Genomic DNA, 25005 nt, shown 5'->3' on the forward strand with positions numbered 1-25005 from the left:
ACTCTTGCCAGAGATCAGTTGCGGCGGCGCGCCATGAACGCCAGCTTCTGCAGCAGGTGCACGTCTTGCTCGTTCTTAACCAGTGCACCATAAAGCGGCGGCAGTGCCGAGCTGCTATCTTTTTCCTGCAGCGCCTTGGCAGACAGTTCATCGGCCATCAGCAGCTTCAGCCAGTCGATCAGCTCGGAGGTAGACGGTTTTTTCTTCAGGCCGGGCACCTTGCGCACGTCAAAGAACACTTCCAGCGCGTCCCGCACCACTTGCTGCTGCAGCCCTGGGAAATGCACGTCCACGATTTCCTGCATGGTGTCGTGGTCCGGGAAGCTGATGTAGTGGAAGAAGCAACGGCGCAGGAAAGCGTCTGGCAGTTCTTTTTCGTTGTTACTGGTGATGACCACGATGGGGCGTTTCTTCGCTTTGACGAACTCCTGGGTTTCGTAAACGAAGAACTCCATGCGGTCGAGTTCCAGCAGCAGGTCGTTCGGGAATTCGATGTCGGCCTTGTCGATTTCGTCGATCAGCAGCACCACCTGGTCGTCGGCCTCAAAGGCTTCCCACAGCTTGCCTTTGACGATGTAGTTACGAATGTCTTTGACCTTCTCATCGCCCAGCTGGGAATCCCGCAGGCGGGAGACCGCGTCGTACTCGTACAGGCCCTGCTGAGCCTTGGTGGTGGACTTGATGTGCCAGGGAATCAGGCGCATGCCCAGGGCCGCCGCCATTTCTTCCGCCAGCAGTGTTTTGCCGGTGCCGGGCTCGCCTTTGATCAGCAACGGGCGCTGAAGCGCGATCGCTGCGTTAACAGCCATCTGCAGGTCATCGGTGGCTACGTATTTTTCGGTACCGGTAAACTTCATGGGTCTGTGTCCTGTTTGGTTTCTTTGAAAATTATTTGCGTACCAGGCGGTAGCGAACGAGATCCAGTATCCACACCAGCAGCATCACCAGCGATGCCACGGTGAAGTTGAATATGGCGGAACCGGCCGCGCTGATGTCGCCAAGGATCAGCTCGTAGCCGGCAAACAACCAGGCCGGGATATACCAGCCTGCCACTTCCGGTGATTCCACGGGGGTCAGCAACAACACAACCAGTGCTGCCAGCAGCAAGGTGCGCAGCCCGTAAAGTGGCAGAAGGCGGAACAGCGCTTTCATCATGTAGAAAAACACGACAAACGCAACGGCGTAGGCCGCCCAGAAAATCCCGTATGCCAGTGAGGCGTCAGTATCCATCATTACAAAATCCAGTGAATGATATGTTCTTCCCAGTCTTGTTCGGCAACGTCGTCTTCAGAGACCACCTTGCCCCGTACTGAAACACCGGCCCTGTGCACGGAATCCGGATCGCCGCTTCGCAGAGGGTGCCAGTCCGCCAGCGGCCTGCCTTCTGCCAGGGTGCGATAAGCGCAGGTTTGCGGCATCCAGTGGTACTCGTTCACCGTGTCCGGCGTCAGCACCGTGCACGCCGGTACCTTTTTCAGGCGCTCGCTGTAAACCGTGCAGCGGCAGGTTTCCAGGTCCATATACCGGCACGCGAGGTCGGTATGGTACACCTCGCCGGTGTCTTCATCTTCCAGCTTCTGCAGGCAGCACAGGCCGCAGCCATCGCACAGGGATTCCCATTCGGCCGGCGTCATCTCATCCAGGCGCTTGCGCTGCCAGAAGGGAATCTCGGCAATCATTTTTGACGCTGCTCGATCTTGCGCTTGAAATCGACGATATAGGTTTCCTGCTCTTCCGGCATCTGGAGGAAGAAGGATTTATCGTGGATAGCTTCAAGGACTTCTTTCCCGGTCGTACGGGCCAGTTTCTTGTCCGGTGTCAGCAGCAGGTCCATCGAATGGACCGGCTTGCCGAAAATGCTCCGCAATGCTTCCGGCAGATCGTCCCAAACCTGGCCGCGGCGTACGTAGATATAGGTGTCCATCTTCTTGCTGCTGCGAAACACCGAAACGAATTCACGGTCTGTCATGGTCTGAGAAGTTCCTCGATGTCGGTTTCTACCGGCTTCAGCAATTCGCCTCGCCAGCCTTGAAAAAATTCGTTTCCGGCCAGGGTGCCGTCTTGCAACACCTTCTCGATACGCTTCCTGGGAGCCAGAAGTTCTATCGGAATATCATGATCTTCCGCCACTTTGTTAAAGCAACGCTTTACCTTTTTATAAACCGCTTGCTGGTCCCGGCTCAGGGGCCGGGGGATTGGCTCGAGGTTGGCATTATCGGCTTCCCGACCTTCGCGGACAAGTTCCAGCAGGTGCTCGCCATAGCGTTTTACGATACCGCCGGGAACGCCCTGGATGTCGTTCAGCGTTCTCAGTGAACCCGGCAGGCGTTCGGCGATGGCAATCAGCAGGCCATCGTTCAGCACCCGGTTTCGGGGGCGGTCGACCTTCTGGCATTCCCGCTCTCGCCAGGCCACCAGCAACCGCAAAACGGCCTGTTGCTCCCGGGTGAGAGTCCAGCCACCGCGCAGTTTCAGGTAGTGCTGCTCCGGGTCTTCCTGGCCTGCGGCTTCATCGGCAAAGCGCTGGGATTCCTCGGCCAGGGCCTGCTCCAGGTTCCGCTTCTGCAGCTTTTCAATCACCCAGTTATACAGGGGCTCCAGGAAACGGATGTCGTCTATAGCGTACCGCTGTTGCTCGGGTGACAGCGGGCGGGACACCCAGTCTGAGCGGGTAACGGATTTATCGAGGGCTTCTCCGAACAGGGTTTCCACCAGCTTCGCGTAACCGAGCGAGAACCCGGCACCGGCCATGGCGGCGCCAATCTGCAGGTCCAGCAGCCCGGCCGGTGCCACGTTCAGCCAGTGGCGGAACAGTTCCAGGTCTTCGCTCATGGCGTACAGCAGCTTCGGGCGAGCCGGATCTGCGAGCATATTACGGAACCCTGCCGAGCCTTCGGCTACGTCCGGGTCAATCAGCCAGTACTCGCCTTGCCCGCCCAATTGCACCAGGCCTGGGATGGGGTAAAAGGTGGAGACCCGTTCAAATTCAGTATCCAGCGCCACCGGCGCGCCGGGCGCCAGCTGCTCCAGCCACTGATCAAGCTCCGCCGGGCTGCTTAGCCAGCGGACAGTCTCGGGGGCCGGGGGAACCGGTGCGGCCAATGGGCTATCTGTCATAGGAAAACCTGGAGTTATTCGGAAAGGGGTTTACGGCCCCGGAAGGCGTGTGTGAGGGTAAAACCGTCAACGTAACCCAGCTCGCCACCCACCGGAATACCGTGGGCCAGCCGGGTAATGAGGATATTCTGGCCATCCAGTCGGTCGGCAATATAGTGGGCCGTGGCTTCGCCTTCCACCGTGGGGTTGGTGGCCAGGATCAGCTCGGTAACGCCTTCTTCGCGCACCCGCCTGAGCAAACGTTCAATGCCGATTTCTTCCGGGCCAACGCCATCGATGGGCGACAAGTGTCCCATCAACACAAAGTAGCTGCCACGGTAGTCACCGGCCTGCTCGATAGCCAGTAGATCTGACGGGCTCTCCACCACACACAGGGTACCGGTGCGGCGTTCGGGCTTTTCGCAGATCTGGCAGATGTCGGTATCGGAAAAGTTCTGGCAACTGTCGCAGCGGCGCACACCGTCCATGGCCTGGCTCAGAGCGCCGGCCAGCCGGGTGCCGCCGGAACGACCCCGTTCCAGCAGGTGAAAGGCCATGCGCTGGGCGGTTTTCTGGCCTACTCCGGGTAAACACCGGAGTGATTCCACCAATTCATCAACCAGGGGACTGAATGCCATGAATACTCCTCAATTCCGATGGCAGGCTGGCGTCAGAACGGCATCTTGAAGCCGGGCGGCATGCCCATGCCAGACATCATGCCGGACATTTTATCCTTCTGGTTCGCCTCTACCCGGCGAACGGCATCATTCACCGCGGCTGCCAGCAGGTCCTCCAGGATTTCCTTGTCTTCGGACAGCAAGGAAGGATCGATCTCTACCTTTTTGACGTCGTGTCGACCGTTCATGGTGACTTTCACCAGCCCGGCGCCGGATTCTCCGGTCACTTCCGCCTTGGCGATTTCTTCCTGGGCCTTCTGCATCTGCTCCTGCATCTGCTGGGCCTTTTTCATCAGGTCGCCCATATTGTTCATCATCTGCTTATCTCCTGCCTGTCTCTGCGGGGCGGATGGATTCTTCTACCACCCGTCCTTCAAATCGTTCAACAATGCTCTGCACCACCGGATCTTGCCGGATGGCAGCTTCTGCGGCTTTCTGCCGGGCGACCCGCTGGCGCTCTTCAAACGCCGCCGGAGTATGGGGCCCGGGAATGCCCTGCTCTATCTTTAACTGTGTGGCGTCGCCAAAGTAGGATCTCAAGGCCGCCACAATTTTTTCTTCATGTCGGGCGTTCAGCAGCCGGGCATGGCCTTCATCCAGGGTAAGCACAACGGTTTGCCCGTCCATGGCCATGGCGCTGTAGCTGGCCAGGTTGCCGGGCATGCCGGTGATTTCCAGCTGCCGGTAGTCACGTTCCCAGACAAAGCCGTCCCGGTTAACCGGTTCGGCCGGCGCCACGGCTTCGGGCTCTGGATCCGGCTCGATCACAGCCTCCGGTGTTTCGACCGGCTGCGGGCTACGGGGTTCCGGTTCGCTGACCGGCTCCTGCGCTACCATTGGCTCCGGCGCCACCTCATCATAATACGGGGGTTCCGGCTCATCCTCCCAGGGCGGGGTATCCATAACCGGTGGTTCCGGCATCGATTCTGCCGCAGGCTCCGGTGCGGGCGCAGGCACCGGATCCGGAGATAGCGCTACGGGCTGCGGCTCAGGTTGCGGATGTTCCGCTACCGGGGGCGAGACGGGGCCAGGGTCGGGCTCCGGTTCAGCGCGGCCGGAGTTTTCCGTGTTACCGGAAGTCACTGCCGGCGGCTCTCGACGGTCAGCCCCTGGCCGGAACGCAAGCATGCGCAGCATGGTCATTTCAAAACCCATGCGGGCGTCTGGCGTTACCGCGAGGTCTTTGCGGCCGATCAGGGCGGTCTGGTAGAACAGCTGGGCATCTTCGGCACTCAGCTGCCTGGCCAGGGCCTGCACCTGGGCGGCATCACCCAGCGAGTTATCGGCACTGCCCGGCACCACCTGTTCCATAGTCACGCGATGGAACAGGGAAAGCAGGTCGGCCAGGATGACCCCGTAATCCGGCGCAAATTCCGAAATCCGACTGATTTCCGCCAGCAACCCGGGGCCGTCCCGCTCTACCAGGGTACTGACTATCCGTTCAATGTCCCGCTGGTCGATGGTGCCCAGCATATTACTGACATCGCTGGCGCTGAGGTTCTCATTGCCAAAGGCGATGGCCTGGTCGGTCAGGCTCAGGGCATCCCGCATACTGCCGTCGGCTGCCCGGGCCAGCAGCCACAGGGCCGGCTCTTCAAAAGGAATGGTTTCTTCTGTCAGCACGTGTTTCAGGTGGCCGACAATGTGTTCCGGCGTCATCCGTTTGAGGTTGAACTGCAAACAGCGGGACAGCACGGTAACCGGCAGTTTCTGGGGGTCGGTGGTGGCCAGCAGGAACTTCACGTGCTCCGGCGGCTCTTCCAGGGTTTTCAGAAACGCGTTGAAGGACTGGTTAGTGAGCATGTGCACCTCGTCAATGAGGTACACCTTGAAGCGGCCACGACTGGGGGCGTACTGAACGTTATCGGTCAGTTCGCGCATGTCATCCACGCCGGTGCGGGATGCGGCGTCGATTTCGATAAGATCGACAAACCGGCCTTCCAGGATCTCCTTACAGCTGTCACATTCGCCGCAGGGGTTCGGGGTAATGCCGGTTTCACAGTTAAGGCACCGGGCCAGCAGGCGGCCAATGGTGGTTTTACCCACACCCCGGGTACCGGTGAACAGATACGCATGGTGCAGGCGCTGGTGTTCCAGTGCGTGAACAAGTGCCTGCAGCACGTGCTCCTGCCCAACCATGTCTTCAAACGTACGGGGGCGCCATTTCCGGGCTAAAACCTGATAGCTCATGTTCCGTCAACTGCTGTGAAAAATGCGCTTAACTCTAGCATGGACCCGGTTTCAGAAGAAGGATGACGTGGCTATGAATCCATGCCGGCCGTGCGCTCTAGGGCGCGAATTCGCCGACGTTCATGCTCTTCGGTGAAGATCCGTTCCCGCAGGGCTTCCACCGCCGCCTGCCGGTCGGCCGGAGCCAGGCCTTCGTTATTATCGATCAGGGCCTTTTGCTGCCGGTATTCACCCAGCCGGTTCTGCCACTGATTCCGCTGTTGGTCGAGCTTTGCCAGGCGTTCGGTAGCTTCCGCACCATAGGCCTGCAAACGCAACTCCCGCACTTCGGCTTCCGAAGCACCCTGCTCCCGCAGTTGCTGAACCTGCATGGCTGTTTCGACCACGGTTCGGGACCTGCGCCGGAGTTCAACGGAATACTCTGGCAACAGCTGATCCAGCTGCGCCAGGGCGCGGTCACGCTCGGAATCAGTCAGGCTTTCGTCGTTGAGAATCTTCTGGCGGTCGAGCATCACCTGCAACCGGCGCTCTTCTTCGCCAAAAAAGCCTTCCGCCACATCCGGGCCGAGATGCTCCCGGCGCAGGTCATGAATCTGACCCAGGGCCTGGCGAACGTCGTCAACGCTGTGGTGCTCGTTACTGGCCATCGCTTCGGCAGCTTTCCGGTAAGACAGGTAGTCGTCGAGAATGGCAAGAACCTGTCGCTGAATCTCCGGAGGTAAATCCTGTGCCTTGAGTTCAGACGCCAGGCGGGCCTTCAGGGTTTCGTAATAGGAGGCGCCCCCCGTCAGCCCGATAAAGAAATCCAGGTAACGGCGCAGCTGGCGGTCCAGCACCAGGTTGCCATTCATATCAAGGCGTACCTGTCCGCCCACTTCGATGTCAGAAACGCGTTCATCACGGGGCAAGGCAGGATGATTCACATTATCCGGCACCAGCGCGGAACCCGATGAGCCAGAAGTAACTGCCGGTTGCTGATGTCCCTGCTCCACCACCGATGAGACTGGCTCCGGACCCGTCTTGACGGGACCCGGCATAAGCCACCAGCCGACTGCTCCGAATATAAGCGGCAGGCCAGCCAATACAGCAAATCGTTTCTGGTTCATAAAATCGATCCGTGGCGGGCCGCAGGGGCCCGCCTTCGGTTATCGGCTGTGTCAGAGGCCAAGATTCTTGAGACGGTTTGCCTGTTGCCGGTACAGCTGAACCGGATCCGTCACAAACGGCCCTACCAGCCCCAGCACCTGGTTCACTTCATCCAGATGGTTGTGGCGGTAATCCACACCCAGCACCTTGCCAAGCTTCATGCTGCAGGATGGCACCATGCCATCGGAGGGTTCGTCAAAGATGGGAGTCAGGGCACCCAGCAGCAGATCGCTCGGGTCCAGAACATTGGTGACCGCTTTATTGCCACCCCAGGAGTAGTAGCGGATGCCATTGGCCACTTGTGCGCCATCGTTACCGCAATAAGAAGAAGGAAGGCCTGCCGGGAAGTCTGCGTTGAAGGCAATGCTGCCTTCCGTACTCAGTGACTGGATGGCCGCTGCGGTGTCTTGCGGCAGGCCGCCACCACCGGAGAAGGTATCGATCAAGCCGAAGAACCAGTCTCCCAGGCCGTCCAGACTGCCGTTATTCAGGGTATCCGCCAGCGGGGTGCCCCAGTTAACGCCACCAACACTGGATACCGAAGCCACCAGGTCTGGCCGCACGCCCGCCACATAGCGGATGGTCGGGCCGCCATGACTGTGACCAATCAGGTGCACCTTCTCGGCCCCGGTTACTGCCATGTATTCTTCAATCTGGGCCAGCAACTGCTCACCACGGATCTCGGTAGAGTTGGCAGCAGACACCTGGGGAACAAAGACTTCCGCCCCGCTTTCCGCCAGTTCATCCGGCACTCCGTTGAAATAGGAAACCAGGCCGAACAGCTTATTGAAGCCTGACAGCCCGTGCACCAGGACAATCGGATGCTCGGTCTGGGTATAGGTATCCTGTTTGCTGAACCACCATGCGGAAGCCGGCTGGGCAGTCAGTGCTGCCGCCAGTACACCCGCTGTTACAACTGCTTTTGTTTTGGCACTTTTCATGTGTTTCCCTTTTTGTCTTTGTTGTGTTCGGGCAACGGCACAATACCCAATGGGCAGCATGCCAAAAACACTATAGACAGGGATAAGTGCCAACAGGGCCACATAACGCTCAATTGTGAAACGCATCACAAAGCGATACAGGAAAATAGAGAAAAACCGGAAGAAAAAACAAAGAGGTAAAAATCTGGGGGTGACCCCACCAGCAATCCCCCGGCACACACATCCACCGCTTCGGCTGCTCCCTTCCGGGCCTGACCGGGTTCACGGTTTCATGTTGCGGAGGCACCAATGGGGCCACCATAACGGCGTTTCGGGACATTTCCCCGAAAGCGGCGCGAATAGTATCAGAAGGGTTTCAGGACTACAACGGCCTATAGCGGTAATGGCACTTCATCCTGCCGGAACCAGCAGGCAATGCTGTAACGGGTGCGCCTTGCCGGCAGAACCTCATGGGGTACCTGCTCGCTCAGGAACAGCACCGCCCTGCCTGCTTCCGGACGCACCTGCCCGACCACCTGCCCGGAATCGGCCGCTGCGAACACCCGCAGTTCTCCGCCATCTTCCAGCCCCCAATCCTCGTTCAGGTACAACACCAGGCTGACCACCCGGGAGGCACGGCCACGAAAGCTGTCCAGGTGGCGCTTATAAAAATCGCCGGGGTGATAGGTGGCGTAATGGGCCTCAAACCGCTTAAGCCCCAGATACAGGCGCCGGTTCAGGCCCTCCCTTATCTGTTCGAAGCACTCGAACAACAAACGCTGAGGCTCACTGTAACCATCCAGCCAGGCAATCTTGTCGCGGCGCACACTGCGGTCTTTCACCAGGTCCGTGCCCCGGCCGATGCCGGCGCGGCTCATGGCCTCGGTTTTATCCAGGATGGCTACTTCGTTGCGCAACGCCGCCAGCAAACCAGCCGGCAACCGGGGGGTAAGGTCCAGCTCCATCCAGGCCGATTCACTCAAACCATCCGCCAGCTCATCCAGCCAGAAGCCATCAATCGCTGGCTGAACATCTGCCCCGGTAACGGTGCTTATCAGTTCGTCACCGGCAACCTGTTCGAGCTGGTCGGAAGCACGTTCCAGCACAGGGTCCGGAAACGGAATGATAATGGCCAAGTCGGTGTCTGAATGCATGGTGGGGCCTCGCAGAATTTTCCGGCTATTGTAGGGTCAAACTCGCCGGCAAGCCGTATTTAATTTAATCTGCGGATAAGAAGATACACTTAAGGAAAAACCACCCGCCATGCCTGAAAGCAGCCACACTCCGCCGGCATCCGTCACCCCGGGCCAATGGTCGTTCACCCGCTGGAAGACCATTGGCCAGCTGGAAGCCCTGGAGGTTCATCATCCGGTGTTCAGCGCTACGGTGTTTCTGCAGGGCGCGCACCTCACCCACTTTGCCTTAAACGACGACACCAACTGGCTGTGGCTGAGTGATACCGCCCGATTTGAACCAGGCCGTGCCATCCGCGGAGGCATTCCTGTGTGCTGGCCCTGGTTTGGCGACCCGGCCCGCAACCCGCCGGAGATCCGCAAACGGGTGCATACCCCCTCAGCCCACGGCTTCGCCCGCACTGCCCTTTGGCGGCTGGAGGATGTCCGGGAAAGTGCCCACGAAGTGGAAATCAGCCTGTCCCTGAATGCCAATGAAGACTTTGAAGGCCAGTGGGATGGCCATGCGCTGGCGCTGATCACCTTCAGCTTTTCAGTCCGCGGCTGCCAGATTGCCCTGACCACCACCAATCTATCCAAAGACCCGCTGGCCCTGAGCCAGGCCTTGCACACCTATCTGCCAACCTCGGACATCAGCCGCACACGGTTACTGGGGCTGGGCCACAGCCAATATATGGATACCCTGAAAGACTGGGACTACTTTGAACAGGAAGGCCCGGTTTATTTCGACGGTGAAACTGACCGCATCTACGAATCGGCAGAGCCACTGACCCTGGTCACTCCCGCGGGAAAACGCAAACTGACATCTGTTGGCAGTGATTCCACGGTAGTGTGGAACCCCGGCCCCGAGAAAGCCTTAAGACTTTCTGACTTTCCCGGCACTGGCTGGCAAAAAATGGTGTGTGTCGAAACGGCCAATGCAGCTACCGACTACCGGGTATTAAATGAGGGCCAGAGCCACACACTCGGCGTTGTAATTGGTCGCGGCTGACGGCCTGAAGTAATCGTCAACACAGGGAGCGGGCATGGGCCTGGCATCTTATCTGAAATCCCGACTGGTTCCGGCGGAGCTGGAAGCGCAGTTGAACCGAATTCGCAAACCCATCGGCAGCCTTGGCTACGACCCCTGGGGATTCAACAACGATGCCGTTAAGTACGGCTTCACCCTCACCCGTCAAATCTACGAGAAATACTTTCGGGTAGAGGCCTCCGGCGTGGAGAAGGTTCCAGCGGAAGGCCCGGTATTGCTGATCGCCAACCATTCCGGCCAGCTGCCCCTGGACGGCCTGCTGATCGGCTATGCGCTGGCTTCCCGCCCGGACCAGCCTCGCATCCCCAGAGCCATGATCGAGCGCTTCTTCCCGACCGTCCCATGGCTGGGCAACCTGCTCAACGATGTGGGCGCTGTACTGGGCGACCCCATCAACTGCGCCAAGATGCTGGAGAACGATGAAGCCGTCATCGTTTTCCCTGAAGGGGTTCGGGGCTCCGGCAAACTCTACCGGGACCGCTACCAGCTCAAACGCTTTGGCAACGGATTCATGCACCTGGCGATGAAATACAACACCCCGATTGTGCCGGTGGGTGTTGTCGGCTGCGAAGAAACCATTCCGGCCATTGCCAACATCAAACCCCTGGCCAAGGCGCTGGGCGTGCCCTACGTACCGGTGGCGCTACCGGTAATCTTCCCGGTGAAAGTGCGCCTGAACTTTGGCGAACCCATGTACTTCGACAACAGCGAGATTCCGGAAGAACAGGTGACCGAGCGCGTTGAAGCGGTCAAGACAGAAATCCGCAAACTGATCGACAAAGGCCTGAGCGAGCGGGAGGGGCTGTTCTGATGTCTGAACAACGCAAGCCCAGAATCCTGGTGACCGGTGCAGCCGGCGCCCTCACCCAGCAAGTCATTAACCGCCTGCGCGATAACTGCGACATTGTCGCGGTGGACTTCCGGCAGCAGGTGTACCTGGGCGATGACATTCCCAGCTACTGCATCGACCTGAACAAGCGGGGCTTTGAAGACCTGTTCCGGCAATACCGGTTTGACGGCGTTATCCACCTGGGCCGGCTGATGACCAGCGAACTGACCCGGATGCGCCGCTACAACGCCAACGTACTGGGCACCCAGAGGCTACTGGACCTCTCCCACAAATACGGCATCAAACGGGTGATTATCCTCTCCACCTTCCACGTGTATGGCGCCATGGCCTACAACCCGGCGCTGATTGACGAGGCAGCACCCCTGAAAAGTGCCGGGCTGAGCGCAGACCTGGTGGATTCCGTGGAACTGGAAAACCTGGCCAACATCTACCTGTGGCGGTATCCGGAGCTGAACATCACCATTCTGCGGCCCTGCAACATCGTCGGCCCGGGTGTGCGCAACACCATGAGCGCCCTGCTCTCCAGTGAACGGGCGCCGGTGCTGGCAGGTTTTTCGCCGATGATGCAGTTCATCCATATTGACGACATGGCCGATGCCATCGTGCTGGCCTGGCAAAAGCCGGTTAAAGGCGTATTCAACGTGGCGCCCCACGATTGGGTAGCCTACCAGCAAGCCCTGAAGATGTGCGGCTGCAAGCGTATTCCGATTCTGTCTGTGCCACCCATTGTGCCGAAAGCCATTGCCCGGCTATTGAACCTGAAAAGCTTCCCACACTACCTGCTGGCTTTCTTCAAGTACCCGGTGGTGATTGACGGGCGAGCCTTTGCCAGGGAGTTCGGCTTCAAGCCCAAGCGCCCCCTGAAAGAAATCTTCCGCTACTATCGCAACAACAAGCGCCCGGTGTAACCTTGACGGTGAACGGGCGCCGATTTTCCGGAATTTGATAGACGGAAAGCGGCGAACAGGGATACTCTGTACAAAATAAGTACAGAACTACGGTTCAAGGAATGACCGGATGCTCAGGGATTTCAGCCTGATCAGCTATGGCTCTGCCGCGGCAGTATTCGCGGTATTGTCTGTATTTGTTGCCACCCGCTACCTGCGCCGGGATATCGACCGCGGGCTGTTTCTGGCTGCCTTTGTGACCACCCTCTGGGCCGGCACACTGGTGGCGCAGGACATCTGGGGCCAGCCGGGGTTCCTGATCCGCTATCTGCTGGAATTACTGCGCGACACCGCCTGGATCCTCTTGCTGTTTGCCATGCTTCGAACCGCCTTCCGGCAGGGCCGGCTGGCAGGCCAGATGAAGAAGGTGCTTGGTGCGGCGACCTTTGTGCTTATCGTCACACTGATAACCCTCGGCTCCATCGAATTTGTCTTCAATGTTGATATCGTCAACGGCAAAACCATGCTGCTGGGCCAGATTGCCCTGTCTTTGCTCGGGCTTTCATTGGTTGAACAGATCTGGAGAAACTCCCCCGCTTTTGGCCGCTCCAGCCTTAAATACCTTTGTATTGGCATAGCGACCCTGTTCGCTTTCGACTTTTTCATGTACGCCGATGCCCTTCTGTTCGGCAAGGTATCCGAGGCATTCTGGAATGCCCGGGGCTTTGTGAATGCAGCGTTGATGCCCCTGTTCGCCATCAACGTGATCAACACTCGCAAACAACCGGTCGACTTCCAGCTATCCCGTTCCGCCGTTTTCCATGCCGGCACCCTGATTCTGGCGGCCGGCTACCTGCTCCTGCTGGCCGTAGGCGGTTACTATGTGCGGGCCTTTGGGGGCCAGTGGGGCGAAGCCCTGCAGGTGCTGTTAATTACCGTGTCCATAGCTTTCCTGGTCACCCTGCTAATGTCCCGCCGGGTGCGCGCCCGCCTGATGGTGTTTATCAGCCAGAACTTCTTCGACTACAAATACGATTATCGTGAAGAGTGGCTGAAAATGACCCGGGAACTGGCCAATCTCAGTGACGACCCACCCTTGCCGGAACGGGTGATTCGAATTCTGGCCGGGCTGGTGGAAAGCAACTCCGGGGCTATCTGGCTGAAAGATGACCAGGCCGGTTATGCAATGAAGGCCAGCGCCAACCTGGCCACTCCCCGATACACTATTATTGACGACGATTCCGACCTGGTGCGCTTTTTCCGGGAGCAGGAATGGATAATCGACCTTCAGGAGTATCAGGAAGACCCTATCCGGTATGACCTGATGGAGCTGCCGGACATAATCCGGAACACCCCGGATGCCTGGCTGGTGATACCGCTTTACCTTGGTAACGAACTGTACGGGATCGCCCTGGTTGGCAAGCCCTATGCTCACGTGGAGCTGAACTGGGAAAACTTTGACCTGATCAAAGTGGTGGCCCGGCAAACCTGTAACCTGCTGGCCCAGACTGATGCCCAGAACCGGTTGTCCCGCGCTATGCAGTTCGAGGCTTTAAACAGAGCCTCCGCGTTTATGGTGCATGACCTGAAAACCCTGATCGCCCAGCTCTCCCTGCTGGTGAAGAACGCGCCGAAACACCGGGACAATCCAGCGTTCATTGACGACATGATTGCAACCACAGACCACGCGGTTCGCAAAATGTCGAACCTGGTAGACCACATCCGGAAGCCACATACCACTCCGGACCAGGCCACCGATACCAGCCTGGACCTGACCGGGCTGCTTGAGGAATTAATCGAGCACAACAGTCGACGCAGCCCCGCCCCCCGCCTGAAGGGCAATCCGGCCCCCATCATGGTTCGGGCCGACAAGGAGCAGCTTCGCAACGTGCTGGGCCACCTGATCCAGAACGCGCAGGATGCCACCCCACCCGATGGCGAGATCACCATCAACCTCAAGCCTGCCAGGGGCAACGTTGTGATGTTTATCCAGGACACCGGCTGCGGCATGACCGAAGAGTTTATCAGCACCCAGCTCTTCAAACCCTTTGCCAGCACCAAGGGGCTGACCGGCATGGGAATTGGCGCCTACCAGGCCCGGGAATACATCCGGGAACTCGGGGGCAGTATTGATGTAACCAGTGAGCCGGGCGTGGGCTCCTGCTTCTCTGTGCGCCTGCCTGTTGCGGCTTCTACCCAGCAGAACGCCAAGTATTTGCCGGCCACTACGAACCCCAGACCCAAACAAGGCGTCAACTAATTGACGTTTTGCAGACTTTTACAAATTCAAACATTGCAAACCGTCAACATTAAGTTAAGAATCGTAACAAGAGACAAACAAAGGATTGATTGTTGTTGTGAAGCGACTGCTGATAGTAGAGGACGACCCCGGACTGCAAAGCCAGATGCGCTGGTGCTTCAGTGACCAAATCGAGGTTTCGGTTGCGGCTGACCGGGATTCCGCACTGGCTGCGCTGCGCCGCATGGAACCGCAGGTAATCACACTGGACCTTGGCCTGCCCCCCGATGCCGGTGGCGCTTCCGAGGGCTTTGCCCTTCTGGAAGAGATCCTCCGGCTGGCCCCGATGACCAAGGTGATCGTGGTGACAGGCCGGGAAGACAAGGAAAACGCCGTAAAGGCGATCGGCATGGGCGCCTCGGACTTTTACCAGAAACCCCTGGACGCCGACATACTTACCTTTGTGGTTAACCGGGCCTTCCGGCTGGCAGAGCTGGAACAGGAAAACCGCGAACTCATCGGCCAGACCAACGGCGCCAGCATAAAAGGGATCGTCGCCGCCAGTCCTGAAATGATGGAGATCTGCCGAACCATCGAGAAAGTCGCCCCCACCGACGTAACCACCCTGATTACCGGCGAGACCGGTACCGGCAAGGAACTGCTGGCCCGGGCCCTGCATGACCTGAGCCACCGGACAGACCAGCCCTTTGCCGCCATCAATTGCGCGGCTATCCCAGAAAACCTGCTGGAAAGCGAGCTGTTCGGCTTTGAAAAAGGCTCCTTTACCGGCGCCACCCAGGCCAAGAAAGGAAAAATTGAAAGCGCCAACGGCGGCACCCTGTTCCTGGACGAAATAGGCGATATGCCCATGGCCCTGCAGGCGAAGCTACTCCGCTTCCTGCAAGAGCGCGTTGTTGACCGGGTAGGCTCGGTAAAACCGGTTCCGGTGGACGTACGTGTCGTGTGCGCCACCCACAGGAACGTTCAGGAACTGATTACGCAGGGAGAATTCCGGGAGGATCTCTATTACCGAATCAGCGAGATAACGCTGGATGTACCCGCGCTGCGCGAGCGGGACGGAGACGCCCTGGTAATCGCCCAGTCGTTACTGAAAAGCCTGGGCAAGCAACTGGACCGGCAAAACCTGAGCTTTTCCGAAGACGCCGTGCAGGCCATCACCAGCTATGCCTGGCCGGGCAATGTGCGGGAAATGATCAACAAGGTGAAGCGCGCCATAATCATGGCCGATGGCAAACGGGTAAGCGCCGGCGACCTGCAGTTAAGCACTGGCGAGGGTGAACCGGTCAACCAGCTGAACCTGAGGCAGGTGCGGGAACAAGCCGAGAAACAAGCCATTCGCCAGGCTCTTCATTGCACCTCGTTCAATATGTCCCAGGCGTCCCGGTTACTGGGGGTCACGCGCCCCACCCTGTACAACCTCACCGACAAATACAGGATAGAAACCTCGGCGGAGTCGCCCGCCTCCTGACCCATTTACCCGCTATTTTGCCTATCGTTATCAAGGAGCAGATACCGTGCACACAACAACAAATAACCGAACAAAACTTCGGCTCACAACACTGCTACTTGCCGGCGCCCTGCTACTGCCGTTACCGGTTCTGACTGGCTGCAACAATCAGAGCACGTCCAACGAAGCAACGTCCCATATTACAAGGGCTGAAACCTACGCAGACCAGGGCCAGTACCGGTCCGCCTTGCTGGAAGTAAGAAACGCGGTACAGGCAGAACCGGATAACGTTGGCCATATCGTCCACCTGGCTGAACTGTATCTGCAGATAGGCGCGTCCCGGCAGGCCTCCGAACTGCTGGAACCCTGGCTGAAAGACCATGCCTCACAGGTAGCCATTCCACTGGCCGAAGCCTACGTAAACCAGGGCAAACATCTTTCAGCCACCGAGACCCTGGCCCTTCACAACGCTTCCAACCCCCAGGAACAGTTACGGGCGTCGCTTGTTCGCGCTGAAACCCTGCGCCTGTCCGGAGACAAGGCTGAAGCGCTGTCCCTGTATCGCAGCCTGATGGACAACAACCCGTCGAACCTGGATGCAGTGACCGGCACCCTGAAAACCCAGATGGACCTGAACCAGACCTCACAAACCATCCGCAGCGCCGATGACTGGATGGCGAGAAACCAGCCCGAGCCAGAGGTGCAATACTGGAAAGGCATGGCCCAGTACCGGGAGAACGACCTGGAAAACGCCGCAGCCACACTGACAGACGCCGCTGGCAGCATGCCGACGTCTGATGTTTTCCTGCCGGTGCGCCGGCAAGTACTGACGGCACTGTCCCGGGTGCTGACCGAGCAGGGCAAGATTACCGAAGCCCAGGTTTACAACAAAATCCTGGCCGACAACCAGAATTCCGGTGCCCGGGAGCAAGGCGAAGCTGCGGTAGCGGCGCTACGTGAAGGCAACATCGACCAGGCCAAAACCATTCTCCGGGACATGCTGAAGCTGGACCCGGAAAACCAGCAGGCGGCCCTGATGCTAGGGGCTCTTGAAACCGGCACCGGCGAGCTGGATGAAGGCGCCCGGTTGCTGACAGAGAACCTTGACCCTGAAACCACACCCACCCCCTTCCTGCGCGCCGCTGCCATGGCACAAATCGACCAGGGCGACCGGGAAGAAGCACTGAAAACTCTGGAACGGGCCATGCAGGCCCGGCCGGACGACAACGAAATCATTGCCATGCACGGCATTCTGGCCCTGAGCCTGCCCGGCAAGGAAAGTGACGGCGTGGCCAGCCTGAGCAAAGCCATCAGCAACGAACCCGAACGCACTCGTTTGCGGTTGGCCCTGGCCCAGCACTACCTGCGCAACAACCAGCCGGAGCAGGCACTGGGCCAACTGCGAATGGCTTTCGCCGCCCAGCCGGAAGACTGGCACACCACCGGCACTTACATGAATGTGTTGCTGGCCCGCGGTGAAGAAACCGAGGCTAAGGAACTGAGGGACTCACTGGTTAATGGCTATGGCGATATGCCCCAGGCGGTGCTGCTGGCCAGCCTGGCGGACAGCCGCCTTGGGGATACTGACGCCGCTACGGCACGGATAGAAAAGCTGGCACAGCAACACCCGGAAATGGCACAACCCAGACTGGCACTGGCCGCCATCCTGGCCCGCACCGGAAACCGCGAGCGGGCCATCGAAGAACTGGTGCAAGTGCGCACCCTGCTGGGAGAAGAGCAAACCTCCGAGACCATTGCCGTAAACCGCCTGCTCGGCCAGCTACTGGTTGCAGAAACCCGCGCAGCCGTTCAGGCAGAAGACTACCCGACCGCCCGGGCCAAAGCGGCAGAAGCCGTTGCCCTGGCACCGGATAACCAGGGCCTGGCCCTGCTGGCCGTGGGTGTTTCGCAGGCTGAGGGCAATCATCAGCAAGCGCTGGAAGAACTACAGGCGGTGGAAGACAATCTCGGCGTTACTACGGCAACCGTGCTGGCGAGGACATCCATACTGGAATCCCAAAACGGACCCGAAGCAGCCTGGACGTACCTGAAGGAACAATGGCAGGAACGCAAGGAAACCGCCCTTCTGCCCACCCTGCTCCGCCTGGCAGCCAGCCAGGGCCCGGAAGCCCGAGGCGAAATCACCAGCCAATGGCTGGACCATGAACCACAAAGCATTGCCGCCAACCTGGCCCGTGCCGACTGGCTGATGAACAACAACCAGGACGAACTGGCCGCCACCCACTATGACTATGTTCTGGAGCAGCAGCCCAACAACATCGCTGCCCTGAACAACCTGGCCTGGCTGCTGAGGGAAAACGATACCGAACGGGCTCTGGAATTCGCGCGCAGGGCCAGTGAACAGGCTCCGCAAAACTCAGCCGTGCTGGACACCTATGGCTGGGTGCTGCACCTGGCCGGCAACCACCAGCAAGCTGTCACCACCCTGGAAAAAGCGCTGGCACTGGCGCCGGGTAACGAAGACATCACCAGCCACCTGGAAAGCGCCAGAAAAGCCTTGTAAGAAATCCTGACAAAACGTCTCTGCCACACGAACCAGAAGGGCCGGATCGCTATAAGAACCGGCCCTGTTTTTTGGGTTGTCGAAAACTTTTACATACGTCTCTGGCTGCCGAAGAAATTCAACGGAAATTCAGTCAGTTAGCTGGTTGGCACGATAATCGCTTAATACAAGGAGAAGATCGGGTTTTATCCCGCTCAGGAGCCAAACCACCCGCGAGGATGGGACGGAAAGCCAAGGATCTCTGGTCAGTATCCGAAGAGACAGCCTGGTTGCAAAGCGAACTACAGGGATTTAGAGCTTCACAACCGGAGAAGACCCATGAATATAAAAATGCTAGTTACCAGTATCGCATTGGCCGGCGTGGCGTTTAGCGCTCAGGCCGTGCCAGTAAACGTGTCCGAAGCCAACGGAGAACGGTCTCTGCAGACGATCATTGCAGAGGATGTTATCGCGCCGGGTTACACCACATCACTCGACGTGAACACAGACCAGGCCTCACCCTCTGACCTGTGGAAGAACTCCGACTCAGGACTCTCACCAACCCGGTACATCGCCTCTATCGCAGGGCTGTCCGGATCCACAACCTTTGGTATCTACGATCCGAACGACCTGACCAAGACCTACACCATCTTCGATGGCTCGGTAGATGGTGTTGGCGCCGGTGATACCTTCGGTCTGGATGCCAACGGTGATGTCTACTCAGATTTCAACACCTTTACCGGTGTGACATTCAGCAGCACCACCTTCGGCTTTTTCATCGATGTAGCCGGCCAGATGATCTATTCCCAGAATTCCCTGAACGCTACCAGCACACTGACGGACCAGCAGCATATGGTGGCCTATCAGGGTCAGGGCGACACCATCAACCTTCCAGGATTTGGAGGTGACACCACCTGGACCCAAGGTGGATGGTTGCTGGCATGGGAAGATACCCTTGGCCAAGGCTCAGACTATGATTTCAACGACCTTGTTGTGTTCATTGAGTCAGCTATTCCGGTACCGGAGCCTGGCACCCTTGCCCTGCTCGGCCTCGGACTGGCCGGCCTTGGTGCCGCCCGTCGTCGCCAAAAAGCCTGATCGTCCTGGGCTTTCAGAAAAGCCAGCTTCGGCTGGCTTTTTTGTGCGCACATTTGTTTTATGTCGTCACAAACAACGGTATTCTGAAGCTGTAGCAATGCCGGTGGACAGAAGATGTTAAGGAAGACATTAGACAACCTGCCCTATGCCCTGCCGTACCTGATCGTAACTGCAGTCAGCGTAGTTTTGTTCTATCCAACCTGGATAAGGCTGACATCAGAATGGCTGGAGTTTGAGCAGGTACTGGCCCATGGATTGGCCACCGCGGTTATCTACGTAGCGCTTCTCTTGATCCACCCTCCGTTGCCGACCAATACGCAAGCCCCTTCAGCATCCAGGTTTCAGGTAACCGGCATCCTGATTCTGTTAGTCACCACGCTTGTCTGGGCCTTACTTGAGCTGGTCAGGATAGACACCCTGACCTATCTGATGCTGCCTGCCGGCCTGCTTGCCACCAGCTGGGCGTTACTGGGTTTTTACAGAGCGCTGCGCTTACTTCCCTACGTTATCCTGCTCGCCCTTTCCCTACCGATCTGGGCAGATTTCATCCCCACCCTAGTCGCCATTGCCAGCGCCGTGGTGAGCAACTGGGTTCGATTGTTCGGGATGACCGCATTGATTGAAGGCAACAGCATCACCCTGCCCTACGGCCGCCTGGTTATTGCCGATGGCTGCTCCGGCATTCGCTACTTCGCTATTTCCATTTTGCTCGCCGCCATGATGTCTATCCTTAACGACTACCGCTGGCGAGGATGGCTGTGCTTCCTGACCGCAGCCATGGTTCTCGGGTTGATTGCCAACTGGGTAAGAATCTTCATTCTGGTCGTTGTCGGTTACCAGACAGAAATGCAAAGCGACATGCTGACCGACCATGAACTGATGGGCTGGGTAGTCTACGGCGTGTTTATTCTGCCAGCGCTCTACTTCGCGCCGGTTAACCGCCGGAAAACAGCCGATGCACCCGAGGCCAAGCGGTTCTCACGCAAAGGTGTCGTCGCGGTTCTGGCTGCGCTGGTGGTAGGGCCACTAGCCCTCAGCGTCCTTCAACTCTCCGGCAATGAAACCAGCCCCTGGGCGCCACAGAATGCGGCTATGATTCCCGGCCAGCCCTCCGAATTGCCCCTTCAGCTGCGGCTCCCGGATAACCTAGACCACAAAGTTTGGGCAACGCCGGGTGGTGCCTGGCTATCAGTGGCTCAAAGTGAGCGCTCTGCCGCCACCGATCATAAGCTGGTGCCCTACCTTCGGCCCCCCATTGATACGGAAGAGTGGCTGCTTCAGGAAACCCAGGGGCAGGTGAAAATCTACCAGAACCGCGTTGGCAGGCAGCGGGTAGCTGTTTTGCAGTGGTATCAGGTTGGGGATTACGCAACCGAAAGCTACCGGGATGCGAAGTTATGGCAGATTCCGGCGACATTAAGTGGAGCAAACCGGTTTGCGCTGGTTTCAGTGATGGTGGAGTGTGAGCCCAGGCAATGTAACCGGGCTATCGAAAACGTGGGAGCAGCCCAGAACACCATTAGCCTGAGCCCGTTACCACCAGAGAACAAGGCAAGCTCGCAATGAACCAAAGTAATGCTGGCACTGCCAAGATCAACCCGAGAAGCACCGGGTTCATCAATAATGAGGTTTACCGCAAGCATACCAGTGAGCGGAGCCTGGCCGACGAAGCCGGAGAGCTGCAAAGGTGCATGCAACTAGAGGTTGCCACAGAAAACGTCAGCCCCATACGCCTAGTGGATTTTGATACGGCCACCAACACCCTCACCACCGAGCGCGTTCACGGCGATGAACTGTTCCACACACTTTGGAATGCAACCTACTTACTGGGTCGTCTCAGAGGCCACTGCCTCAATGATCCGCAGACGATCTTTTCAAGGATTAGAGAACTTGGCGAATGGCTGGCCCTCTACCACAAAACATCAGCCAACCAAGGCGTCGATAACTCCAAAGCAGCGTGGCTTTTGCAGGACACCGTACGCAAGATCCGGGACATCCGGCAGGAAAAGCTTCTGCCCGAGCGGTTACTGAACAAAATCGAGGCCAGGTTTCTACCAGTTCTGGAGAAACTGAATACCCAGACCTTTCTGGCTGAAAACGGTGCTTTCGTTTGCAGGGCTCACGGGGACTTCATTGTCTATAACGTTCTTATTGATCAGAACCGCCAGCTTCACGTAGTAGATTTTGGTGATACACGGGTGTCTGGCAACTATGAAGATGTGGCCCGCATGTACAGCAGCCTCTATGCGATTGCTGACACCAACCGGACCCGCAGGCGACGCCTTGGCCACTTGCCATCGGTATTCCTTAATGGCTACGGGTTATCAATGCAGGCTACGGAAACCCCATACTTCAAGTGCAACATGGCCTATAATTACCTCACGCATCTTGAAGGTCAGCACTATATGAGAGACCTGTTGTCCTGGAACTCGAACATCGAGATGAGCCAGATAACCAGGGCCGGAATGCGATGGATTAAGCGCCAGCTTTAGCGTGTTGTATAAAAGGAATTAGGTGTGAAATGGCAACATCGGTTGATATTGTCCTCAAGGAAGAATCCGGAATTCACAGAGTAAGCGAGCCGCTCTCTGTAGGGATTCCTTTTGCCAAAGGCCAGCACCCGGCAGGGACAACGTTCCAGCTTAAAGATGCTCATGGCAACAGCGTGCCAGCAGTTTTCAAACTGCTATGCCAATGGCCAGACGGCAGTATTTTCTGGGCGCTCGCCGAGTTTCTTTACAGCCTATCCCCTCACCAGGTAGAGACCCTGACAGTCTCTGAACAGCCCTCACCCGAAGCATCCGTCACGGGCATTACTCAAACACCACGTGGATGGACCATTTCAACTGAGATTGGAGATTTCCTGCTTCATAAGGGCCGGCCTCACTGGGAGTTTTCGGGGGTAACCTCTCCCATAACAACTGAAGCAAAACTCACTTCTAAAGGCGGGCTACCCTGCCACCCTGTCACGAATGGCGACTGGGAAATACAGCACCAGAACCCCGTCTATGTTGAAGCCTCGCTTAGCGGCCATTGGATTCAAGCAAACGAAGCTCGCCTTGCAGATTTCAGTTGCCGACTGCGCATCTATCTCCAGACTGGACTCACGAACATTGAAATGCAGATCCATAACCCGAAGCGGGCCAGGCACCCCGGTGGCCTATGGGATCTAGGTGACGAGGGTTCCATGTATTTCGGCAGCCTGGAGCTAATTACCGAAACCGGCTGTCCACAAGAGGTGAGTATTCAGCCCGATTCCCTGAACGCTCCGAAGGCGGCATTTACGCTGCGAGATTTTGAGCTGTATCAGGAGTCATCTGGCGGAGAAAACTGGAACAGCCTCAACCACATTGACAAAAATGGCGACCTCACAACCCTGTACCGCGGATACCGACTGACCTCGGAGAACGCCCTGGAATACACAGGAGATCGGGCAAACCCGCTGTTATCACTGACGGGTGACGGACAGCCATTCCAGCTGGCCATGCCGACCTTCTGGCAAAACTTCCCCAGCAACATTGGGTACCAAAAAGGGAAAATTATCGTCGGACTTTTCCCTGCGCGGCCAGATAACCAAAGCTACGAGCTCCAGGGTGGCGAACGAAAAACTCTTCGCCACCTGATGGCCTATGCAAATACCAGCAACCTGACATGGGCTTACGCCCCACTCTGCCCACGCCTGGCTCCTGAGGTTTACGAATCAACAGACGCATTTCCCTGGTTCAAAGCCAATGCAGAAAAGGATGCGCTCGATACCCTGATCCAGGAAGGCCTGGATGGCCCCTCAAACTTCTTCCAAAAACGGGAAGTAATCGATGAGTACGGCTGGCGCAACTTCGGTGACATTTTCGCGGATCATGAAACCCTGTACCAGGCGCCTGGCGAAGCGCCACTGATCTCCCACTACAACAACCAGTACGATGCCATCTATGGCTTCGCCCGCCAGTTCGCACTCACCGGCGATCGTCGCTGGTTCGAGTTGATGGATGACCTGGCCCGCCACGTCACTGATATCGACATTTACCATACAGAGGAAGACCGGGCCGAATATAACAACGGGCTGTTCTGGCATACAGACCATTACCTGCCGGCCCATACGGCGACACATCGAACATTTTCTCGGCATAACGACACCAGCAGTACTCCGGGCCAAACAGGCGGTGGCCCCGGAGCTGAGCATTGTTATACCTCCGGGTTGCTTTACCACTATTTGCTAACTGGAAATATGAACTCCCGAGAGTCGGTTCTTGAGCTCGCTCGTTGGATGGTTAACTTGCATGAAGGTGGTCGGGGGCTATTAGCCCAACTGATGGCAATGAAGCGCTATGAAGTCCCAAAAGTTAAAGCATTGATAATGGGCCAGAAACCAAGCAGACACCGCTATCCCTTTACAAGGGCTACCGGAAATTACATCAACACTCTTTTAGATGCAGCGATATTGGAACCGAACAGAAACTGGCTAACCAAAGCAGAGCTGGTAATTTTAGAAACACTTCACCCCAACGACGCCATCGAAGGTCGTAACCTCCTTGAAGTCGAAATAAGTTGGTCGTACATCATATTACTAACAGCTATAGCTAGATATCTGCACCTAAAAAAGCAATGGGGCCTCTCTGACCCCAATTATCGCTACGCTCTCCAATCTTTCGTGCATTACGCCGAGTGGATGAGAGATCATGAGCGCCCCTTCTTGAGCGAACCCGACCAACTGGAATACCCAAACGACACTTGGACCGCACAGGACATCCGAAAGGCAACGCTAATGTTCATCGCGGCGGATCTAGCTTCCCCGAAGGCATCCAGACTATACAAAAAAGCCGCCGATAGATTTTTGGCAGAAAGCTGCAACAAACTTGCCGTTAGCCCCGAAAAGCACAACGCGCGAATACAGATAGTGCTCAACCAGAACTATGGACCCCAGCACACACGTGTCACCGACGAACCAGTCATGGCGGCAAGGAAACCAAGCGACGAAATCAATTTTTTTGAACCAAAACTGACTTGGAAAGCACTCATTACAAGGATCATGCAGAGAGTAGCCCTAGGGGTATCTGAATTCAGACCTTCCCGCGAAAAACAGTGGTTAGTAACGAGGCTGCACCGATGAAACCGGCCCGGTACCTAATAAAACGTAGTATTAAAAATCTCGTTCTTCTACTCATGCTGCCAGCGTTTGTTCTATATTGGATACTGAGCGGCGGAGGGAGAAGTGACAGTGTCTTCCAGTCATTTTCCCAGTTCCTCAGCCTGTTTCCAGGGAAAACAGGAGCTTACCTTAGGGCTGCATTTTATCGTCTGGCATGCCCCAACACCTCTGACGAAATATCTATAGGGTTTCTAACAATTCTCTCCCACAGAAACACAACAATCCACCAAGGTGTTTACATCGGGCCACAGTGCAATATTGGGATGTGTACGATTGGCAAAGATACCCTTATCGGAAGCGGGGTTCATATACTTAGTGGAAATGAGCAACACCAATTTTCTGACCCAAAAGTGCCGATACAAGAGCAGGGTGGAAGATTCAAAAAGATTGTTGTGGGAACCGACTGCTGGATAGGAAACTCATGTGTAGTATTGAGCAGCATATCAAATCATTGCATTGCCGCTGCAGCTGCTGTTGTGGTGAGCGAATTTGAAGAGGGCAGCATTTTAGCCGGACTGCCCGCGAAAAAAATATCATCCAGGTCCTCATGAAATTTCGCTAT

22 protein-coding genes, 1 other RNA gene and 1 riboswitch are annotated in these 25005 nt (G+C 57.2%); of the genes, 11 read left to right on the plus strand and 12 right to left on the minus strand.

The features are described 5' to 3' along the window. Positions 1 to 14 precede the first annotated feature (14 nt). From B9Q17_RS03225 to B9Q17_RS03280, 12 genes are all read right to left on the minus strand, one after another. Positions 15 to 857 (minus strand): AAA family ATPase, encoded by an 843-nt coding sequence (locus B9Q17_RS03225; protein ID WP_058340807.1) that lies wholly within the window; start codon positions 855 to 857, stop codon positions 15 to 17. Positions 858 to 888: 31 nt separating this feature from the next. Then, complete coding sequence (locus tag B9Q17_RS03230; protein ID WP_094624088.1) at positions 889 to 1233, minus strand: hypothetical protein; 345 nt, start codon at positions 1231 to 1233, stop codon at positions 889 to 891. Continuing rightward, entirely contained in the window at positions 1233 to 1679 is a 447-nt protein-coding gene (locus B9Q17_RS03235; RefSeq protein ID WP_094624089.1) for a YcgN family cysteine cluster protein, read from the minus strand. The genes B9Q17_RS03230 and B9Q17_RS03235 overlap by 1 nt, the downstream gene beginning before the upstream one ends. Then, positions 1676 to 1969 (minus strand): YcgL domain-containing protein, encoded by a 294-nt coding sequence (locus B9Q17_RS03240; RefSeq protein WP_094624090.1) that lies wholly within the window; start codon positions 1967 to 1969, stop codon positions 1676 to 1678. The genes B9Q17_RS03235 and B9Q17_RS03240 overlap by 4 nt, the downstream gene beginning before the upstream one ends. After that, entirely contained in the window at positions 1966 to 3117 is a 1152-nt protein-coding gene (locus B9Q17_RS03245) for a ribonuclease D (RefSeq protein WP_094624091.1), read from the minus strand. Before B9Q17_RS03245 ends, B9Q17_RS03240 begins: the two co-directional genes overlap by 4 nt. 14 nt (positions 3118 to 3131) lie before the next feature. Beyond that, the gene (gene recR / locus B9Q17_RS03250; RefSeq protein WP_022989043.1) at positions 3132 to 3734 is read right to left on the minus strand and encodes a recombination mediator RecR; all 603 of its coding nucleotides are present in this window, start codon (positions 3732 to 3734) and stop codon (positions 3132 to 3134) included. Between the two features lie 32 nt (positions 3735 to 3766). After that, positions 3767 to 4090, minus strand: a complete 324-nt coding sequence (locus B9Q17_RS03255) for a YbaB/EbfC family nucleoid-associated protein (protein ID WP_022989044.1) — start codon at positions 4088 to 4090, stop codon at positions 3767 to 3769. Between the two features lie 4 nt (positions 4091 to 4094). Continuing rightward, positions 4095 to 5963, minus strand: coding sequence for a DNA polymerase III subunit gamma/tau (gene dnaX, locus B9Q17_RS03260; protein ID WP_094624092.1), 1869 nt, complete (start codon positions 5961 to 5963; stop codon positions 4095 to 4097). Between the two features lie 71 nt (positions 5964 to 6034). Beyond that, positions 6035 to 6886 carry a lipase secretion chaperone gene (locus tag B9Q17_RS03265; RefSeq protein ID WP_167373004.1) on the minus strand — a complete coding sequence of 284 codons (852 nt, stop codon included), beginning with the start codon at positions 6884 to 6886 and terminating at the stop codon, positions 6035 to 6037. Positions 6887 to 7120: 234 nt separating this feature from the next. Next, positions 7121 to 8050 (minus strand): esterase/lipase family protein, encoded by a 930-nt coding sequence (locus tag B9Q17_RS03270; RefSeq protein ID WP_094624094.1) that lies wholly within the window; start codon positions 8048 to 8050, stop codon positions 7121 to 7123. Positions 8051 to 8244: 194 nt separating this feature from the next. Further along, an RNA gene (gene ffs / locus B9Q17_RS03275) (signal recognition particle sRNA small type) lies at positions 8245 to 8341 on the minus strand. A gap of 80 nt (positions 8342 to 8421) precedes the next feature. Continuing rightward, positions 8422 to 9183, minus strand: a complete 762-nt coding sequence (locus B9Q17_RS03280; RefSeq protein WP_094624095.1) for a 2OG-Fe(II) oxygenase — start codon at positions 9181 to 9183, stop codon at positions 8422 to 8424. A gap of 109 nt (positions 9184 to 9292) precedes the next feature. Between B9Q17_RS03280 and B9Q17_RS03285 the strand changes: the two genes are divergently transcribed. The 11 genes from B9Q17_RS03285 (at position 9293) to B9Q17_RS03335 (ending at position 24994) form a co-directional block, all read left to right on the plus strand. After that, positions 9293 to 10213 carry a D-hexose-6-phosphate mutarotase gene (locus tag B9Q17_RS03285; RefSeq protein ID WP_094624096.1) on the plus strand — a complete coding sequence of 307 codons (921 nt, stop codon included), beginning with the start codon at positions 9293 to 9295 and terminating at the stop codon, positions 10211 to 10213. A gap of 34 nt (positions 10214 to 10247) precedes the next feature. Next, the gene (locus B9Q17_RS03290) at positions 10248 to 11063 is read left to right on the plus strand and encodes a lysophospholipid acyltransferase family protein (RefSeq protein ID WP_094624097.1); all 816 of its coding nucleotides are present in this window, start codon (positions 10248 to 10250) and stop codon (positions 11061 to 11063) included. Continuing rightward, positions 11063 to 12010 carry an SDR family oxidoreductase gene (locus tag B9Q17_RS03295; protein WP_094624098.1) on the plus strand — a complete coding sequence of 316 codons (948 nt, stop codon included), beginning with the start codon at positions 11063 to 11065 and terminating at the stop codon, positions 12008 to 12010. The genes B9Q17_RS03290 and B9Q17_RS03295 overlap by 1 nt, the downstream gene beginning before the upstream one ends. Before the next feature lie 109 nt (positions 12011 to 12119). Beyond that, complete coding sequence (gene prsK, locus B9Q17_RS03300) at positions 12120 to 14249, plus strand: XrtA/PEP-CTERM system histidine kinase PrsK (protein WP_094624099.1); 2130 nt, start codon at positions 12120 to 12122, stop codon at positions 14247 to 14249. Positions 14250 to 14346: 97 nt separating this feature from the next. Further along, positions 14347 to 15717 (plus strand): PEP-CTERM-box response regulator transcription factor, encoded by a 1371-nt coding sequence (gene prsR, locus B9Q17_RS03305; RefSeq protein ID WP_094624100.1) that lies wholly within the window; start codon positions 14347 to 14349, stop codon positions 15715 to 15717. A gap of 46 nt (positions 15718 to 15763) precedes the next feature. Beyond that, a complete protein-coding gene (locus tag B9Q17_RS03310; protein WP_094624101.1) occupies positions 15764 to 18220 on the plus strand; it encodes a tetratricopeptide repeat protein in 2457 nt (818 codons plus the stop codon). 190 nt (positions 18221 to 18410) lie between these two features. Then, positions 18411 to 18497, plus strand: a riboswitch (cyclic di-GMP riboswitch). 41 nt (positions 18498 to 18538) lie between these two features. Continuing rightward, positions 18539 to 19297: a PEP-CTERM sorting domain-containing protein gene (locus B9Q17_RS03315; RefSeq protein ID WP_094624102.1), complete on the plus strand. Its 759-nt coding sequence runs from the start codon at positions 18539 to 18541 to the stop codon at positions 19295 to 19297. Between the two features lie 114 nt (positions 19298 to 19411). Beyond that, positions 19412 to 20863 carry an exosortase/archaeosortase family protein gene (locus B9Q17_RS03320; protein WP_094624103.1) on the plus strand — a complete coding sequence of 484 codons (1452 nt, stop codon included), beginning with the start codon at positions 19412 to 19414 and terminating at the stop codon, positions 20861 to 20863. After that, complete coding sequence (locus B9Q17_RS03325) at positions 20860 to 21789, plus strand: phosphotransferase (RefSeq protein ID WP_094624104.1); 930 nt, start codon at positions 20860 to 20862, stop codon at positions 21787 to 21789. Before B9Q17_RS03320 ends, B9Q17_RS03325 begins: the two co-directional genes overlap by 4 nt. A gap of 29 nt (positions 21790 to 21818) precedes the next feature. Then, a complete protein-coding gene (locus tag B9Q17_RS03330; RefSeq protein WP_094624105.1) occupies positions 21819 to 24404 on the plus strand; it encodes an RIFT barrel domain-containing protein in 2586 nt (861 codons plus the stop codon). Further along, positions 24401 to 24994 (plus strand): LbetaH domain-containing protein, encoded by a 594-nt coding sequence (locus B9Q17_RS03335; RefSeq protein WP_094624106.1) that lies wholly within the window; start codon positions 24401 to 24403, stop codon positions 24992 to 24994. Before B9Q17_RS03330 ends, B9Q17_RS03335 begins: the two co-directional genes overlap by 4 nt. Positions 24995 to 25005: the final 11 nt, after the last annotated feature.

The sequence above is a fragment of the Marinobacter vinifirmus genome, assembly GCF_002258215.1.
Lineage (GTDB): Bacteria > Pseudomonadota > Gammaproteobacteria > Pseudomonadales > Oleiphilaceae > Marinobacter > Marinobacter vinifirmus.

Excerpts from the sequence above, each read along its gene's own strand:
- dnaX (WP_094624092.1), bottom strand. The coding sequence starts at position 5,963 with ATGAGCTATCAGGTTTTAGCCCGGAAATGGCGCCCCCGTACGTTTGAA.
- B9Q17_RS03320 (WP_094624103.1), top strand. The coding sequence starts at position 19,412 with ATGTTAAGGAAGACATTAGACAACCTGCCCTATGCCCTGCCGTACCTG.
- B9Q17_RS03240 (WP_094624090.1), bottom strand. The coding sequence starts at position 1,969 with ATGACAGACCGTGAATTCGTTTCGGTGTTTCGCAGCAGCAAGAAGATG.
- B9Q17_RS03225 (WP_058340807.1), bottom strand. The coding sequence starts at position 857 with ATGAAGTTTACCGGTACCGAAAAATACGTAGCCACCGATGACCTGCAG.
- B9Q17_RS03285 (WP_094624096.1), top strand. The coding sequence starts at position 9,293 with ATGCCTGAAAGCAGCCACACTCCGCCGGCATCCGTCACCCCGGGCCAA.
- B9Q17_RS03325 (WP_094624104.1), top strand. The coding sequence starts at position 20,860 with ATGAACCAAAGTAATGCTGGCACTGCCAAGATCAACCCGAGAAGCACC.
- B9Q17_RS03290 (WP_094624097.1), top strand. The coding sequence starts at position 10,248 with ATGGGCCTGGCATCTTATCTGAAATCCCGACTGGTTCCGGCGGAGCTG.
- B9Q17_RS03295 (WP_094624098.1), top strand. The coding sequence starts at position 11,063 with ATGTCTGAACAACGCAAGCCCAGAATCCTGGTGACCGGTGCAGCCGGC.
- B9Q17_RS03280 (WP_094624095.1), bottom strand. The coding sequence starts at position 9,183 with ATGCATTCAGACACCGACTTGGCCATTATCATTCCGTTTCCGGACCCT.
- B9Q17_RS03330 (WP_094624105.1), top strand. The coding sequence starts at position 21,819 with ATGGCAACATCGGTTGATATTGTCCTCAAGGAAGAATCCGGAATTCAC.
- B9Q17_RS03335 (WP_094624106.1), top strand. The coding sequence starts at position 24,401 with ATGAAACCGGCCCGGTACCTAATAAAACGTAGTATTAAAAATCTCGTT.
- recR (WP_022989043.1), bottom strand. The coding sequence starts at position 3,734 with ATGGCATTCAGTCCCCTGGTTGATGAATTGGTGGAATCACTCCGGTGT.
- B9Q17_RS03245 (WP_094624091.1), bottom strand. The coding sequence starts at position 3,117 with ATGACAGATAGCCCATTGGCCGCACCGGTTCCCCCGGCCCCCGAGACT.
- B9Q17_RS03270 (WP_094624094.1), bottom strand. The coding sequence starts at position 8,050 with ATGAAAAGTGCCAAAACAAAAGCAGTTGTAACAGCGGGTGTACTGGCG.
- B9Q17_RS03315 (WP_094624102.1), top strand. The coding sequence starts at position 18,539 with ATGAATATAAAAATGCTAGTTACCAGTATCGCATTGGCCGGCGTGGCG.
- B9Q17_RS03230 (WP_094624088.1), bottom strand. The coding sequence starts at position 1,233 with ATGATGGATACTGACGCCTCACTGGCATACGGGATTTTCTGGGCGGCC.
- B9Q17_RS03235 (WP_094624089.1), bottom strand. The coding sequence starts at position 1,679 with ATGATTGCCGAGATTCCCTTCTGGCAGCGCAAGCGCCTGGATGAGATG.
- prsK (WP_094624099.1), top strand. The coding sequence starts at position 12,120 with ATGCTCAGGGATTTCAGCCTGATCAGCTATGGCTCTGCCGCGGCAGTA.
- B9Q17_RS03255 (WP_022989044.1), bottom strand. The coding sequence starts at position 4,090 with ATGATGAACAATATGGGCGACCTGATGAAAAAGGCCCAGCAGATGCAG.